The organism is Streptomyces sp. RKAG290 (assembly GCF_023701695.1).
Taxonomy (GTDB): Bacteria; Actinomycetota; Actinomycetes; order Streptomycetales; family Streptomycetaceae; genus Streptomyces.
The window spans coordinates 7,119,273-7,133,426 of the sequence record NZ_JAJOZC010000001.1 but is presented as its reverse complement, the minus strand read 5'-3'; the positions used below and the strand labels follow the sequence as shown (position 1 = coordinate 7,133,426).

11 protein-coding genes, 2 pseudogenes and 1 riboswitch are annotated in these 14,154 nt (G+C 72.7%); of the genes and pseudogenes, 6 read left to right on the top strand and 7 right to left on the bottom strand.

Features of this window, described 5'->3' with window-relative positions; all coding sequences use genetic code 11:
* Nucleotides 1-67: 67 nt before the first annotated feature.
* Nucleotides 68-1,122 (top strand): annotated as a pseudogene (locus LNW71_RS31525) (PRC and DUF2382 domain-containing protein).
* Nucleotides 1,123-1,236: 114 nt separating this feature from the next.
* Here the strand turns inward: LNW71_RS31525 and LNW71_RS31520 are convergent.
* From LNW71_RS31520 to LNW71_RS31505, 4 genes and pseudogenes are all read right to left on the bottom strand, one after another.
* Entirely contained in the window at nucleotides 1,237-2,025 is a 789-nt protein-coding gene (locus LNW71_RS31520; protein ID WP_250971292.1) for an ABC transporter ATP-binding protein, read from the bottom strand.
* A complete protein-coding gene (locus LNW71_RS31515; protein ID WP_250972220.1) occupies nucleotides 2,022-3,029 on the bottom strand; it encodes an iron ABC transporter permease in 1,008 nt (335 codons plus the stop codon). Before LNW71_RS31515 ends, LNW71_RS31520 begins: the two co-directional genes overlap by 4 nt.
* An 80-nt stretch (nucleotides 3,030-3,109) precedes the next feature.
* On the bottom strand, nucleotides 3,110-4,150 hold the full coding sequence (locus tag LNW71_RS31510) for an ABC transporter substrate-binding protein (protein ID WP_250972219.1): 1,041 nt from the start codon (nucleotides 4,148-4,150) through the stop codon (nucleotides 3,110-3,112).
* 61 nt (nucleotides 4,151-4,211) lie between these two features.
* Nucleotides 4,212-4,398, bottom strand: a riboswitch (cobalamin riboswitch).
* A gap of 251 nt (nucleotides 4,399-4,649) precedes the next feature.
* Nucleotides 4,650-6,714, bottom strand: a pseudogene (locus LNW71_RS31505) (acyl-CoA dehydrogenase).
* Nucleotides 6,715-6,909: 195 nt separating this feature from the next.
* Between LNW71_RS31505 and LNW71_RS31500 the strand changes: the two are divergent.
* A complete protein-coding gene (locus LNW71_RS31500; protein WP_250971291.1) occupies nucleotides 6,910-8,226 on the top strand; it encodes a hypothetical protein in 1,317 nt (438 codons plus the stop codon).
* Between the two features lie 147 nt (nucleotides 8,227-8,373).
* Nucleotides 8,374-8,961, top strand: a complete 588-nt coding sequence (locus tag LNW71_RS31495) for a hypothetical protein (protein ID WP_250971290.1) — start codon at nucleotides 8,374-8,376, stop codon at nucleotides 8,959-8,961.
* Nucleotides 8,962-9,028: 67 nt separating this feature from the next.
* Here LNW71_RS31495 and LNW71_RS31490 read toward each other — a convergent pair whose 3' ends face one another.
* Nucleotides 9,029-9,961, bottom strand: coding sequence for a carbohydrate kinase (locus tag LNW71_RS31490; RefSeq protein WP_250971289.1), 933 nt, complete (start codon nucleotides 9,959-9,961; stop codon nucleotides 9,029-9,031).
* Between the two features lie 149 nt (nucleotides 9,962-10,110).
* Between LNW71_RS31490 and LNW71_RS31485 the strand changes: the two genes are divergently transcribed.
* Nucleotides 10,111-10,668 (top strand): DinB family protein, encoded by a 558-nt coding sequence (locus LNW71_RS31485; protein ID WP_250971288.1) that lies wholly within the window; start codon nucleotides 10,111-10,113, stop codon nucleotides 10,666-10,668.
* A gap of 58 nt (nucleotides 10,669-10,726) precedes the next feature.
* Here the strand turns inward: LNW71_RS31485 and LNW71_RS31480 are convergent, their stop codons facing one another.
* Both LNW71_RS31480 and LNW71_RS31475 read right to left on the bottom strand, forming a co-directional pair.
* Nucleotides 10,727-11,599, bottom strand: coding sequence for an ABC transporter substrate-binding protein (locus tag LNW71_RS31480; protein ID WP_250971287.1), 873 nt, complete (start codon nucleotides 11,597-11,599; stop codon nucleotides 10,727-10,729).
* Between the two features lie 143 nt (nucleotides 11,600-11,742).
* A complete protein-coding gene (locus LNW71_RS31475; protein ID WP_250971286.1) occupies nucleotides 11,743-12,369 on the bottom strand; it encodes a GNAT family N-acetyltransferase in 627 nt (208 codons plus the stop codon).
* 152 nt (nucleotides 12,370-12,521) lie between these two features.
* Here LNW71_RS31475 and LNW71_RS31470 point away from each other — a divergent pair, with 152 nt between their 5' ends.
* A complete protein-coding gene (locus tag LNW71_RS31470) occupies nucleotides 12,522-12,878 on the top strand; it encodes a YciI family protein (protein ID WP_250971285.1) in 357 nt (118 codons plus the stop codon).
* Nucleotides 12,878-14,146, top strand: coding sequence for an RNA polymerase sigma factor (locus LNW71_RS31465; RefSeq protein ID WP_250971284.1), 1,269 nt, complete (start codon nucleotides 12,878-12,880; stop codon nucleotides 14,144-14,146). Before LNW71_RS31470 ends, LNW71_RS31465 begins: the two co-directional genes overlap by 1 nt.
* The last annotated feature ends 8 nt before the right edge of the window (nucleotides 14,147-14,154 follow it).

Here is a 14,154-nt window from a genome sequence, read left to right as displayed (position 1 = left end):
GGAATCCGGACGCGCCTCCCCTGCTGGACCCACCCACAGGACGCGCCCGGGCTAGGAGGAATCGGCCATGGGAGCCGCTGACGGTTTCACGGATTCCGGAGAGCTCGACGGCCTGACGGTGTACGACACCGCGGGCGAGAAGATCGGCAACGTGGGGCGGGTGTATGTCGACGACAGCACCGGCCGACCGGACTGGATCACGGTGAAGACCGGCCTGTTCGGTATGAAGGAGAGCTTCGTGCCTCTCGCCGGAGCCCGTCGCGTGGGCTCCGACCTGCACATCTCCCACCCGAAGGACCGCGTCAAGGAAGCCCCCCGGGTGGACGCGGATGCCCATCTGTCCGTCACCGAGGAGGAAGAGCTCTACCGGCACTACGGCCTGACCAGGAACACCAAGGCCAATCTCGGTGACCGGGCCGGCGGCAAGGCAGGCGCCGACGCACCGACCACATCGGGCACCGGCACCATGGGCGCGGCCGGAGCAGGCGCGGCGGCCGGAGCAGGGCCATGGGCGCGGCAGGCGCCGCACGCACAGCCGGCGCCGAACGGAAGACGACGGCCGCCACCACACCCGGCACCACCGCTGCGGGTTCCGGTGCCGGCATGGGCAAGCACCGGGAGACCACAGCCTCCGGTACGGCGCGTCCGCTGGTCGGAGCCGGTGCGGGTGCCGAGCGGTCCGCGGCAGCCGACCTCGGCGACAAGGAGGAACTGATCCGCTCCGAGGAACAGCTGCACATCGGCACCGAGGAGTACGAGAGCGGCAAGGCACGCCTGCACAAGTACGTCGTCACCGAGAACGTCACCAGGACCGTGCCGGTGTCGCACGAAGAGGTGCGCCTGGTCCGCGAGCCGCTCCAGCCCGGCGACAAGGCCACCGGCCGCACGGACATCACCGAGCAGGACGTGGAGGTCACCCTGCACGCCGAACGCGCCACGATGCGCAAGGAGACCGTGCCGGTCGAGCGGGTACGGATGGAAACGAAGAAGGTGACCGAGCAGAAGGAAGTCTCCGCCGAACTGCGCAAGGAGCAGATCGACTACGCGGACGGCATGACGGACGGCATGACCAAGGACGGCAAGGAAACGGGCGGCGAGTTCGGTCAGGGACGGCGCCGCTGACCCCCGCACACCGCGCCGGACCGGCCGTACCGGACAAGAGCGAGGGCGGACCCGCAGCACGGGGGTCCGCCCTCTCGCGTTCCGCGCCGCCCCGGGGCAGCCGGCCCCCCGGGGTCAGGGCCGCCCCGGGCTGAAGCGCACCGAGGGGCGCCCCTGCGGGCCGTCCGGAGTGACGACGGCCCTGACCCGGTAGACGTCGGCGATGAGCTCCTGGGTGATCACCTCGGCCGGGGTCCCGCCCGCGACCACCCGTCCCTCGCTCAGCACCACGATCCGGTCGCAGAACATCGCGGCGAGATTGAGGTCGTGCAGGGCGATGACAGCGGTCAGCGGCAACTCGGCGACCAGGGAGAGCAGTTCCAGCTGGTGCTGGACGTCCAGGTGGTTCGTCGGCTCGTCCAGCAGCAGTTCGCGTGGCTGCTGGGCCAGGGCCCGGGCGATCTGGACCCGCTGGCGCTCTCCGCCGGAGAGCGTGTGCCAGGACTGGTTCCGGCGGTCGGTGAGGCCGGTCCGCTCCAGCGCCTCGTGTATCGCCGCCTCGTCCTCCGGTGCGGGAGCCGACCAGGCGCGGCGGTGCGGAATGCGGCCGAGGCCGACGACGTCCAGCACGCTCAACTCGACCTGGGTGAGAGCGTGCTGGTCGACCACCGCGACGCGCCGGGCGACCGTGCGACGGCCGACGGCGGCCAGCGGGTCGTCGTCCAGGGTGACCGTGCCGGCGTCCGGGGCGAGGACCCCGGCCAGGATCCGCAGCAGGGTCGACTTACCCGAGCCGTTCGGGCCGATCAGCCCGATGGTGGCACCGGGCGGCGGCGCCAGACAGACCCCGTCCAGGATGAGCCGCCCGCCCGCCTTGCGGCTGACCCGGTCGGCCCGCAGCCCCTCGCGGCCTGCCCCGGTCATGCGGTCCGCCGGGTGCGGTACAGCACGAGGACGAATGCGGGCACCCCGATCAGGGCGGTGACGACGCCCACCGGAACCTCCTGAGGGTCCAGGACGGTCCGCGCCAGGGTGTCGACCCAGACCAGGAAAACCGCCCCGGCCAGCGCGGTGAGCGGCAGCAGTCTGCGGTGCCCGGAACCGGCCAGCGCGCGGGCCGCGTGCGGAAGTACAAGTCCCACGAACCCGATGGCGCCGGCCGAGCTGACGAGAGCGGCGGTCAGCAGGGCGGTCGTGCAGAGCAGGACGATCCGGGTGCGCCCGACATGGACGCCCAGGGTGGCGGCCGCGTCCTGGCCGAAGGCGAAGGCGTCGAGCGTACGGGCGTGGCCCAGACAGACCAGCAGCGTCACGGCGAGGACGGCGGAGCAGGTCCACACATCGGTCCAGCCCACACCGCCGAGCGAGCCCAGCAGCCAGAACAGCACCCCGCGGGTCTGTTCGGCGTCGGCAGCCGTCATCACGACGAAGGAGGTGAGCGCGGAGAAGAGCTGCATCGCCGCGACCCCGGACAGGACGACCCGGTCGGTGCTGCCGCCGAGGGTGTGGCTGAGCAGCAGGACGAGAGCGAAGGAGCACAGCGCCCCGACGAACGCCCCGGCCGAGAGGGACACCGCTCCCCCGCCGACCCCCAGGACGACGACCACGACCGCACCCGTCGACGCCCCGGAGGACACGCCGAGTACGAACGGGTCGGCGAGCGGGTTGCGCAGCAGCGACTGCATCACCGTGCCGCAGACCGCGAGGCCCGCGCCGCAGACGGCGGCGAGCAGGGTTCTGGGCATGCGCAGGTTCCAGATGATGCCGTCCCGGATGGGGCTGAGGGGCGACTCCCCGAGTCCGAGGTGCGCCGCGACCGTGGCCCGGACGTCGCCGACGGAGATCCGGGCAGGCCCGATGGTGACGGCCACCGCGACGGACACCACGAGCAGCACGACCCCGCCGGCCCACAGGAGGCCGCTGCGGATTCCCCGGACGCCCGAACGGCCGCGCGCACCGGCTGCGGAGGCTGCGTACTCGCCCGCCTCCGCGGCCAGTCCGGTGTCCGTCACCCCGCGAGCCCGAAGGTGCGCAGCCCGGCAGCGACGCGCTCCACGCCCTCTATCGTGCGGATGGACGGGTTCATGGCCTGGCCGCTGAGCAGCACGTAACGCTTGTGCCGGACGGCGTCCATGTTCTTCGTGGCGGGGTTGGACTCCAGGAAGGCGATCTTCTTCGCGGCGCTCTCGGCGGTCTGCGACTTGCGGGTCAGGTCGCCGATGACCAGCACGTCCGGATCGCGGTCGGCGACCGTTTCCCAGTTGATCTGCGGCCATTCCTCATGGGTGTCGTCGAAGACGTTCCTGGCGCCGAGCGCGCGGGTGATGATGCCGGGGGCACCGCAGCAGCCCGCGAGGTACGGGGACTCGGAGTTGGCGAACCAGTACATCAGGGTGGTGCCGGAGGCGTCGATGCCGTCGGTCGCCTTCCGCACCCGGGCGCGCAGGCCGGCGACGAGTTTCTCACCCCGCCCGGGTACGCCGAACACCTCGGCCAGGTCGCGCACTTCGCGGTACACGCTGTCCATGGCCAGGGCGCCGGTACGGACCCCGTCGCCGTCCTTGCTGTTGTCCTTGGCGGTGCAGTCGGCGGGCGAGACGTAGGTGGGGACGCCGAGCTTCTCGAACTGCTCGCGGGGGGCGACGCCGCCCTTGGCGAGTGTCGACTCGAAGGACGCGCTGACGAAGTCGGGTTCCTGGTCCAGGACCTTCTCCGAAGAGGGGCGGTTGTCGGAGATCCTCGGTACCCGGGCGTTGGCCTTCTCCAGCCCCTTCAGCACCGGGTCGGTCCAGGTGGCCGTGGCGGCCAGCCGGTCGGCGAGACCGAGCGAGAGCAGGATCTCGGTCGACCCCTGGTCGACCGGAACGGCGCGCGCGGGGGCCGCGTCCACGGTGACGGTGCGCCCGCAGTTCTTCAGGGTCACCGGATAGCCGTCGGCTCCCGCGGACCTGGCCGCGGAGTGGTGGGTGCCTCCGCCGCAGCCCGTCAGCACGAGGAGTCCCACGGTGAGCAGGGCGGCGGAGCGGGCAGGGCCGGCTATGGGCGGCACGAAGTACCTCGGCGTCTCTGGGCCCATGCGCGGAGCCCGGTGTACGGAGTTCCGCGACCCGGTACCGGACCGCGGTGCCAGCAGGTCTTCGGACTCGGGTTCGTACGGACGGGACGCCTTCCCGGGGACCCGTGGGTCTCCCAGTGGCCGTGGCCCGCCCGTCCCCCTCACCGCTGCGCGTCAGCTCCGGATTCTCACCGGATTCCCTGACCCCTACGTGGAGTTCGACTGGCCCAGGCACGCTACCACGCGCTTCTGCGCAGCTCAGCGGCGGTGCGGCCGGAGGCGCGGGACCGGCCGCACCGCACCACCGCCCGGCATGAGCTGGACGAAAGGGCTAGGGTCTTTCGTTCGGATCATGCCGGGTCAGGGAGCGGGGTCCGGTGCTGTGCCTCGCAAGGCGGAGGAGGGAGCCGACGCGGAGCGTCGGCGACCGACGACAACGCCGCGAGGTGCGGCACCAGGGCACGCGAGCCCGGCATGATCCAAACATGAGGCCCTAGCGGCGAACCGATTCCTCACCCGGTTGGTGCGGCGCCCTGCACCACCGCGCCAGTACGGATGCGGTGCCCCAGAAGGCCATCAGCACGATGCCGACGCCGAGGCTCCGCGCGGCCTCACCCGCGCGGGACAGCCGCGAGTCGGGGCCCCTTCCCGGAGTGCGCCTCATCGTTCGCTCCCGGCAGGTGCCCCGCTCGCCCGGTGCCACGGCGCGTCCGGGTCGTCGTACGCGTCGACGTAGCCGGCTCCGGTGATGGGCCAGTCGGCGAGCACTTCGCCGGGGATCGCGAAGGAGTCGGCCAGGGCCGGCAGGTGTGCGCCGACAGCGGTGACGAGCCGTTCGACTGTCTCGGCCAGCCCGTCGGCCTGCTCGGCGGTGAGCTGACCGCCGACGAGCAGGTCACCGGCGTTGCGTTCGATCCAGCCAAGCGCGAACAGCCGGGCCAGCTCGCTCAGCCGCTCGCGGGCCTGCCCCTCGGGCAGGGCGTCGACCGCCTCCGCGTACGCGTCGGCAGCCAGCCGGCAGGCGTGGGCCTCCACTCCTCGCAGTGCGGGTCCGGCCGCTGCGTTCCACCGCTCGAGCGGGTCGGCGTGCGGGACCCGTGCCAGCCGCGCGGAGGCTCGCGCGAACCAGATCCTCTCCACCTGCGCCAGCAGCCCGGCGAGGAACCTCGGATCGGTGAGGTCGCCGGGTGACGGAGCGGCGCCGGGAGCGTCCTTTGGGGCCGGCTCCGCGGCGAAGAGCATGTCCGCGGCCACCTTGACGTGAATGGCCAGGTTGTCGCCCTCCGCGGTGATGGCACCCTCCACACCGGTGACGAGTTCGGTCATTCCGTTGTTCTCCAGCAGGCCCTGGGCGCCGCAGCGTTCACGGCATTCGACGATCACCGCCCTGGCCTGCCAGGTGATCCAGCCCTTGGCGACGTCGACGAGCCGCTGGGCCGCGGCGCGCTCGGCCGCCGGACGGTCCGCAACGGCCTCCCAGCGGCCGAGGACCCGCCGGTGCAGCAGGCTCATCGCGAAGACGGTGGCCATCGCCGCGGCAAGCGGGCCGTGATGGCTGCGGTGGGCGAGCACCGGCACCGGTGGCGAGGGACGGATCCCCGAGATGTACCGGTGGCCGCCGTAGCGGACCGCGACGGCCAGCGTGGCGCGGGCGGAGCCGACCGCACTGGCGCTCATGCAGATCCGGCCGGCCGTGACGCGCGCCACCGAGGTGAGGAAGCGCCGCCTGCGCCCGTCGGTCGCGCTGCGGAACACCCCGTCGTCGCCGACCCGGCCCTGTTCGCCGCCCAGCAGTGCGTCGCGGCCGACGAACACCTGGTCGAAGGAGGTCAGGCAGTGGTCCACGGGGCTGCCCATCCGCGCGGGCAGCCGGCGGACCCGCACCCCCGGGAGCGGCCGGACCTCGTCGGTGAGCGGAACCAGGAGCAGGAAGACTCCGTGGTCGGCGCCGCCGACGATCAGCCGCGCGGCGACGAGCCCCGTCTTGGGGCCACCCGCCGGACCGGTGTTGGGCATGAACTTCTGCGCGCCTGAGTGCGGGGTGTGCAGCACGAACCCGTCCCGTGCGCGGTCGTAGGTGGCGGTCGTCTCGACAGCGGCGGCGTCGTTGCCGTGCGCCACCTCCGTACACAGGAAGGTGCCGGTCCGTCGGAGCCGGAGGAAGTCCGAGAGGTCGCGCGGGCTGTCGGCGTCGTGGTCCAGGAGTGTGCCGAGGAAGAGGTTGTAGTGGATTCCCGCGACGGTGGTGAGCGCCGGATCCAGCGGGGCGAGCCATTCGTGCAGCGCGGCCAGCGCACGCGGGTCGGCGGCCACTCTGGCACCGCTGTCCAGGGCCTCGTTGAGGCAGTGCAGCCGGGCGTACGTGAGCGCGAGCCGCTCGTCGGGCGAGAGACCCGGCGGGGGCCGGCCGGGCGGCGAAACGATTCGGTGGCGACGAGCCGCCGCCAGAAGCCGTGCTCCCGGCGGAGGTCCTCGCCGAGAAGCACCGTGGTGAGCCGGTCCACGACCGGGTCGGTGCCCGCGCCGGCGATGCCGGCGCTGTCGATCATTGTGGTCATAAGACAGCAACGAGCAGGAAACGGTCAGGACACCCGATACCCGGCAGATGAAGCCTACCGGGAGACCCGGCCGTCCCGCGGTCCCGTCCGGAGGGCTTGCACGTCACTGCCCGCACCGGCCCCACCCGCCCCGCGCATCACCTGTACGCAGTAACCCGGCGCGCTGCACGAGCGTCCAGGGCATCCCCTTGGGACATGGAACGGGACCCGGATCAGTCGGCCGCACCGGACGAGAACGCCGAACTGGAAGCCCTGCGCGCCCGGGTGGCCCAGCTGGAGGCCCGTGCCCCGGCGCGACACCGACCGCGGCTGCGCTCGTTCTTCGCGGTCCTGCTGATCCTGGTGGCGGCCGTGCTCACCCCGCTGAGCATCATGTCGAGCTGGGCGAGCGACGTCGCCGGGGACACCGACCGCTATGTGGCGATGATGAAGCCGCTGGCCTCCGACCCCGATGTGCAGGCGGCGGTGACCAACCGCGTCACCGGTGCCGTCATGGAGCATCTGGACGTCGACGCGCTGCTGGCCGATGTCGCCCCCGCCGACCGGCCGGTCGTCGACAAGGCGCTGGAGAAGCTCGGCGGACCGCTCACCGCCGGCGTCACGAGCCTCGTGCACGGGACCGTGGAGAAGTTCGTGACCAGCGACGCGTTCGCACGCGTGTGGACCGGCCTGAACAGATCCGCGCACGCCTCGGTCGTGAAGGCGCTGACCGGCGAGGGCGGCGGCGCAGTGAAGCTCACCGACGACACCGTCACCCTGGATCTGGCCCCCGTCATCGACCGGGTGAAACAGCGGCTCGTGGACCGCGGTCTGACGGTGGCGGGGAAGATCCCCGAGATTCACACCGACTTCACGGTGCTGACCTCGGACTCGGTCGGCAAGGCCACGAAGGGCTTCCGCGCGCTCCAGATCATCGGGGTCTGGCTGCCGGTGGTGACCGTGGTGCTGGCCGCGGGCGGTGTGCTGCTCGCGGTGCGCCGCCGTCGCGCTCTGGTCACGGCGGCCCTGGCGGTCGCCGTGGCCGCCGCGCTGCTCGGCTTCGGCCTGGCGGCGGGGCGCGCCTTCTACCTCGACAGCCTGCCTTCCGAGGTGTCACAGCCCGCTGCCGGCGCGGTCTTCGACGCGCTGGCCGGCTATCTGCGCGCCGGGGTACGGCTGGTCGTGACCCTGGGCGTGGTGGTGGCGCTCGCCGCCTGGCTCACCGGCGGGGGCCGGGCCGCGACCCGCGTCAAGGCGATGTGGAGCGGCGGTATTGGAGCCGTGCGCGATGCCGCCGGCTTCCCGGGCGGACCGGTCGGCAGGTGGGTGCACCGGGCCAGGCGTCCGCTGAACTGGTCGGTGGTCGTCGTGGCCGCCGCGGTGCTGGTGGCCTGGAACCGTCCGACGGGCCTGGTCACCGTGTGGATCGCACTGTGCGCGCTGTTCGTCCTGGCCCTCGTGGAGTTCCTCGACGACGACGGCGCCCCGCGTCCGGCAGCGCCCGGTAACGGGCGGGTAATGGGTGGTTCCTAGCGTGCCCCGAGAGCCCGGCATGCGGAGGAACGACGGCTGGTCCCCCGTACGGGCCGGGACCTCACCATCAGCGCGGTAACGCCCCAGTAACGCCGAGCAGGTAGACAGCACGCGTACGGATGACAGCTGATCCCTGGGGTGTGCGACATGTCCGGATCGGCCGAACCACCGCGCGCGGGGCGGCTGTCCCTGCAACTGCTCGGCGGGTTCGCGGCCGTGCGCGAGGACGGCGTGGACATCCCGCGCCGCTGGCGCCGCAGCACCACGCAGACGCTGGTGAAGCTGCTCGCCGTCGCGCCCGGTCTGCGGCGGCACCGCGACGAGGTGATGGACCTGCTGTGGCCGGACGCCCCGATGGAGGCGGCGCTGCGCAACCTCCGGGTCACCCTGCACGCCGCACGGCACGCCCTGGAACCGGAGCTGGGGACCCGGGTGCCGTCGTCCTATCTGGTGGCCGAGGGGCAGCTGCTGTTCCTGGCGCCGGACCGGGTGCGCGTCGACGCCGACGAGACGGAGAAGGCCGCGCGCACCAAGGTGCGCGCCTGGGTCACCTCCGACAACGGGAAGACCTGGAAGCCGGTCCTGGCCATCCGGCTGCACGACGGGGCGTACCGGTTCATCGCCCCGCACTCGGCGCTGGTGAAGGGCGGCTTCCTCGGCTTCCGCGTGACGGCCGAGGACCGGCAGGGCAACTCCGTGGACTCGGCCCTCCCCCGGGCCGTCCCGGTCGGCTGACCCCGGGACCGCCGACAGAGGACCGGTGCCACCGTCCCCGTGGGGGGTGACGGTGGCACCGTCACGTTCACATCCGGCCGAGTGCCGATTCGAGCTCCGCGCCGTCCGGCGGGTTGGCCCCCGCCCGCGACACTGTCACCGCCGCCGACGCGGCCGCGTGGCGCAGGACGTCGGTCATGGTGGCCCGGTCCAGGGTGCGCAGCCGTTCCCGGCCGGCCTCGCCGAGCAGTCCGTGCGCGGCGAGCGCGTGCAGGGTGCCCGACATGAAGGCGTCCCCCGCTCCCACGGTGTCGACGACATCGACGGGCAGCGCGTCGACCGTCACCCGCCCCTCGGGCAGGACCGCCAGCGCCCCGTCCGCGCCCCGGGTGACGAGGACGACGGCCGGGCCGGTGGCGAGCCAGCGCTCGGCGACCCGCCCCGCCTCCTGCCCCGGATACAGCCACTCCAGGTCCTCGTCGCTCGCCTTGACCACATCGCTGAGGGCCACACAGCGCTCGACCTTGCGGACGGCTGCCTCGTGGTCCCCCATCAGTTCCGGGCGCACATTGGGGTCGTAGCTGACCGTCGCGGCCGTGCGCAGCGAGTCGACGGCGGCGGCCACGGTGGCCGCGCCCGGTTCCGTCACCGCCGCGATCGACCCGGTGTGGACGTGGCCGGGCGGCCGGTCCAGGGCGACCGGGCCGAGCGTCCAGGTGATCTCGAAGGTGTAGGTGGCCCGGCCGGCGCCGTCCAGGGTCACGGCGGCGGACGGGGTCGCGGCGGTGGCACCGTCCGTGCGGACGTCGACCCCGGCGCGGGCCAGATGGTCCCGGATCAGCCGCCCGTTGCCGTCCGGCCCCAGCTGGGTGAGGAGCGTCGCGTCGTGTCCGAGCCCGGCCAGGCCGTACGCGACGTTGGCCGGGCTGCCTCCCGGGTGGACCTGGTCGGCCGCACCTGGCAGCCGGACGATGTCGGCGACGCATTCGCCGATGACCAGCAGTTCGAGTCTGTCGAGCATGAGGTGGGAGTCTCCTGGAGTGCGATGACTTGGGCCTCTCGTCCGGACCACGCCGGCCCACCCATCATGCAGGTCAGGAACTGTCCTATATGACTTCTAGCGTGTTCCTTGACCGGCGGAACAGGAACGAGAGAAGGCAGAGATCAATCATGACCGTCAATGAGCTGGCACCCCACGACGTGACCGATGTCCCGGCCGTCACCGGTGAGCGCGCCGACCTGCTGGAGATGCTCGCCAAGCAGCGGCACTTCCTGCGATTCACCACCCGCGACCTCACCGACGAGCAGGCCGGGCTGCAGCCCACCGCCGGCGAGCTGTGTCTGGGCGGGCTCATCAAGCACGTCGCCTCGGCCGAACGGAGCTGGGCGTCCTTCATCCTGAACGGCCCTTCGGCGATGGCCGACTTCACCGCCATGACCGAAGCCGACTGGACCCGGCGGACCGAGGAGTTCCGGATGCTGCCCGGTGAGACCTTGGAAGGCGTGCTGGCCGGCTACGCCGAGGCGGCCCGCCGCACCGACGAACTGGTCGCCACGCTGCCCGACCTGGACGCCGCCCAGCCGCTGCCGAAGGCTCCCTGGTTCGAAGCCGACACCCAGTGGTCGGCCCGCCGGGTGCTGATGCACATCCTCACCGAGACCGCTCAGCACGCCGGCCACGCCGACATCATCCGGGAGTCCATCGACGGAGCCAAGAGCATGGGCTGACCGGCGGCCCGGCCGGGGCCCGGGATCGGACATCGCACCGGATCCGGCGGGCCCCGTCCTACGCCTCCAGCGCGTCCGCGACCAGCGCCAGGAACCGCGCACGGGCCCGCGCGCTGCACACCGGCTCCGGATTCCAGGCCACCACCCGGGCGGTACGGGCGATGGCCGCCCACTCCTCATTGGTCCGGAGCGCGTCCAGGGGCGTGGCGTTGGCCCGGATGTCGGCGAGCACGACGGCGGGGCGCAGCGCACCGGCCTGCGCCCAGCCGACCGTGGACCAGTTCGCACCGGGGCCCTGCGCCGGCTCCACCAGGCCGACGCCGAGCTCCGCCAGCACGCGCAGCTCGGGCCACATGCGGGGACGGGCCAGGTGCGCCTGGTCCTGGCCCGCCGGCGACAGCGCGAGGACCCTGACCGGGTCCGGTCCGCCGGTGAGCGCGCGCAACCGGTCCTGGGCGGAGTTCAGTTCCCGCGCGGCCGCCACGGGTTCCCCGGCGCCCAGCGAACGGGCCAGCCCGGCGAACCGGTCACCGATCTCCGCGAGGGTGCGCGACTGGCCGACGTCGATGACGACGACCGGGACGTGCTCCTCCAGATGCTTGGCCGTCTCCGGGGCGAGGCCGTAGACCTGGCCGCCGCCGTAGCTGACGGCCACCACGAGGTCGGGCTCGTCGCCCAGCAGGGTCTCCACGTCCAGGGTGGCGCCGGCACCGGCGTAGGCCACCTCGGTCAGCGGCAGCGATCCGGTCTTCGCGGTGTCGGGCACGGCAGGGTCGTCATGGCCGGAGCCGAATATCGCGCTCGGCCGTATCCCGTGGTCCCACAGGGTCGCGCCGGCCTGGACATACGCGAGCACCCGCCTCGGGCGCCGCTCGGCGGACGACAACTGACCACGATCGTCGGTGAACTGCCACACCGTCTGCTCCCTCACGTCACACGCCTCTCGCCACGGGCCGCTTCGCGCTGTTCCGGGTCGTACACCTGTACCTGCCCAGCGAACCGCGGCGGCACCCGTGGCGCTCGCGGCGTTCCAGGGTCTTTCGTCTGGATCCGGCCTGATCCAAACGAGAGGCCCTAGAGATCCGGCTCGGTGCCGCGCCCCAGGTAGGTGACGGGCCCGGGGTCCGGGACCGGGATCCCGGTGAAGCCGAGCCGGTCGTAGAAAGCTCTCGCGGGTGTGTTGGCGGTGAGCATGGACAGGTGCACGGCCTCGACGCCCTTGGCGCGCAGGGCGGCCAGGAAGGTGCGCATCAGCACTCTTCCGTACCCCTTGCGCTGCCAGTCGGGCAGCAGGTCGATGTGCAAGTGGGCCGGGTGTCGCGCCAGTTCGGGCAGGACCATGCGCTCCGGGTTGTGCAGGAGCGCGATCATCTCGTCACTCGGGCCGCGCGGCGGGCCGGCCGGCCGCGGGTAGCGGTCCTCGACCTGGGGCAGCCACCGCTTGCGGAACTCCGTGACGAAGAGCGGTGTGTCCGCCGTCCCCAGGATGTATCCGACCGCCCGCCCCGTGCCGTCGTCGATGACGAAGGCGAGATCGGGTTCGAGAGCGGCATAGGGCGCGGCGAAGATCGACGGCATCAGCTCGTGATCCGGGTACAGGTGCCGGGAGTCGCCACCGTTGTCGGCCGTGCGGACACAGATGTCCGCGAGGGCGGCGTGGTCGTCCGGGTGGTAGGCCCGAGGGCCGGGAAGCAGGGTCACCGCCTCATCCTGTCGAGCCTGAGAGCGCTCCCACAAGAGCCCGGAAAAGTTTCGTCGAACACGGCCGTGTTCCGTGTCGATCCGGGCGGCAGCCGTTCGTATAGAGGGTGAGAGACCGGCACGACGCCGGCGTCGCCCCCAGGAGGCACACCATGAAGCACTACCTGCTCAGCGTCGTCACACCGACCGACGGCACGCCGCCCGCCCCGGCGGAGATGGCACAGATCATGCGGAACGTGGAGGGCTTCCACCGGGAGCTCCAGGAGGCCGGGGCCTGGGTCTTCGACGGTGGCCTCAGCTCACCGGCCACGGCCACGGTCGTGAGGGCGAAGGACGGGGACACGGTGCTCACCGACGGCCCGTACATCGAGGGGAAGGAGTACCTCGGCGGGCTCAGCATCATCAAGGCGCCCGACCTGGACGCCGGACTCGACTGGGGCCGCAAGGCGGCGCTCGCCATCGGACTCCCCATCGAGGTCAGGCCGTTCGAGGGTGAAGTGGAGGGCTGATGGCAGGCTCACCCGGCCGGTCCGCCCCGACCGGCGGACCGGACGAGCCGACCGTGCCGGCCCCGGAGATCGAGCGGCTCTTCCGCGCGGAGTACGGCCGGTGCGTGGCCGTGCTCGTCGGCGCCTTCGGTGACATCGGCATCGCCGAGGAGGCGGTCCAGGAGGCGTTCACCACGGCGCTCGACCGGTGGCCGGCGACCGGGCTGCCGCCCGCTCCGGCCGGCTGGATCATCACCACCGCGCGCAACCGGGCCATCGACCGGCTGCGCCGCGAGGCCTCCCGCGCCGACCGGCACGCCCAGGCCGCACTGCTGCATGCCGGGGACGGACCGGCCGAGGAGGGCCCCGTGCAGGACGACCGGCTCCGCCTGATCTTCACCTGCTGCCACCCCGCCCTGTCCACGCCCGCGCAGATCGCGCTGACACTGCGACTGCTCGGCGGTCTGACCACCGCTGAGCTGGCACACGCGTTCCTGGTGCCCGAGGCGACCATGGCGCAGCGGCTGGTGCGGGCGAAGGCCAAGATCCGTGACGCCCGCATCCCCTACCGGGTGCCCGCCGACGCCGACCTGCCCGAGCGGGTGCGCGCGGTCCTCGCCGTCGTCTACCTCATCTTCAACGAGGGGTACACGGCGAGTTCGGGCGACCGGCTGGTGCGGGAGGACCTCTGCGCGGAGGCCGTCCGACTCGGCCGGCTGCTGGCCGCGCTGATGCCCGACGAACCGGAGGCGGTGGGACTCCTGGCGCTCATGCTGCTCACCGAGTCGCGGCGTCCCGCGCGCTCGGGGCCGGACGGCGAGCTGGTGCCGCTGGGCGAGCAGCGGCGCGAACTGTGGGACGGAGCGCTGATCGCCGAGGGGCAGTCGCTCGTACGGCAGTGCCTGCGGCGGGGCCGGCCGGGCCCGTACCAGATCCAGGCGGCGATCAACGCCGTGCACAGCGACGCGGCGACCGCGGCGGAAACCGACTGGGGCCAGATCCTGCGGCTCTACGACCAGTTGCTCGCCGTCGGCCCGACGCCGGTGGTGGCGCTGAACCGTGCGGTGGCCGTGGCGGAGGTGGCCGGTCCCCGAGCAGCGCTCGCGCTCGTCGACGGGCTCGGGCTCGACGGCTACCACGTGTTCCATGCCGTACGGGCCGACCTGCTGCGCAGGCTGGACCGCACCCGGGAGGCCGCGGCCGCCTACGACGCGGCCGTCGACCGCACGGCGAACACGGCCGAGCAGGATTTCCTGCGGCGTCGCCGCCGGTCGCTGCCCGGGGAGTGAACGGGGCC

Excerpts from the sequence above, each read along its gene's own strand:
- LNW71_RS31485 (WP_250971288.1), top strand. The coding sequence starts at position 10,111 with ATGACCGTCAATGAGCTGGCACCCCACGACGTGACCGATGTCCCGGCC.
- LNW71_RS31490 (WP_250971289.1), bottom strand. The coding sequence starts at position 9,961 with ATGCTCGACAGACTCGAACTGCTGGTCATCGGCGAATGCGTCGCCGAC.
- LNW71_RS31470 (WP_250971285.1), top strand. The coding sequence starts at position 12,522 with ATGAAGCACTACCTGCTCAGCGTCGTCACACCGACCGACGGCACGCCG.
- LNW71_RS31500 (WP_250971291.1), top strand. The coding sequence starts at position 6,910 with ATGGAACGGGACCCGGATCAGTCGGCCGCACCGGACGAGAACGCCGAA.
- LNW71_RS31495 (WP_250971290.1), top strand. The coding sequence starts at position 8,374 with ATGTCCGGATCGGCCGAACCACCGCGCGCGGGGCGGCTGTCCCTGCAA.
- LNW71_RS31465 (WP_250971284.1), top strand. The coding sequence starts at position 12,878 with ATGGCAGGCTCACCCGGCCGGTCCGCCCCGACCGGCGGACCGGACGAG.
- LNW71_RS31520 (WP_250971292.1), bottom strand. The coding sequence starts at position 2,025 with ATGACCGGGGCAGGCCGCGAGGGGCTGCGGGCCGACCGGGTCAGCCGC.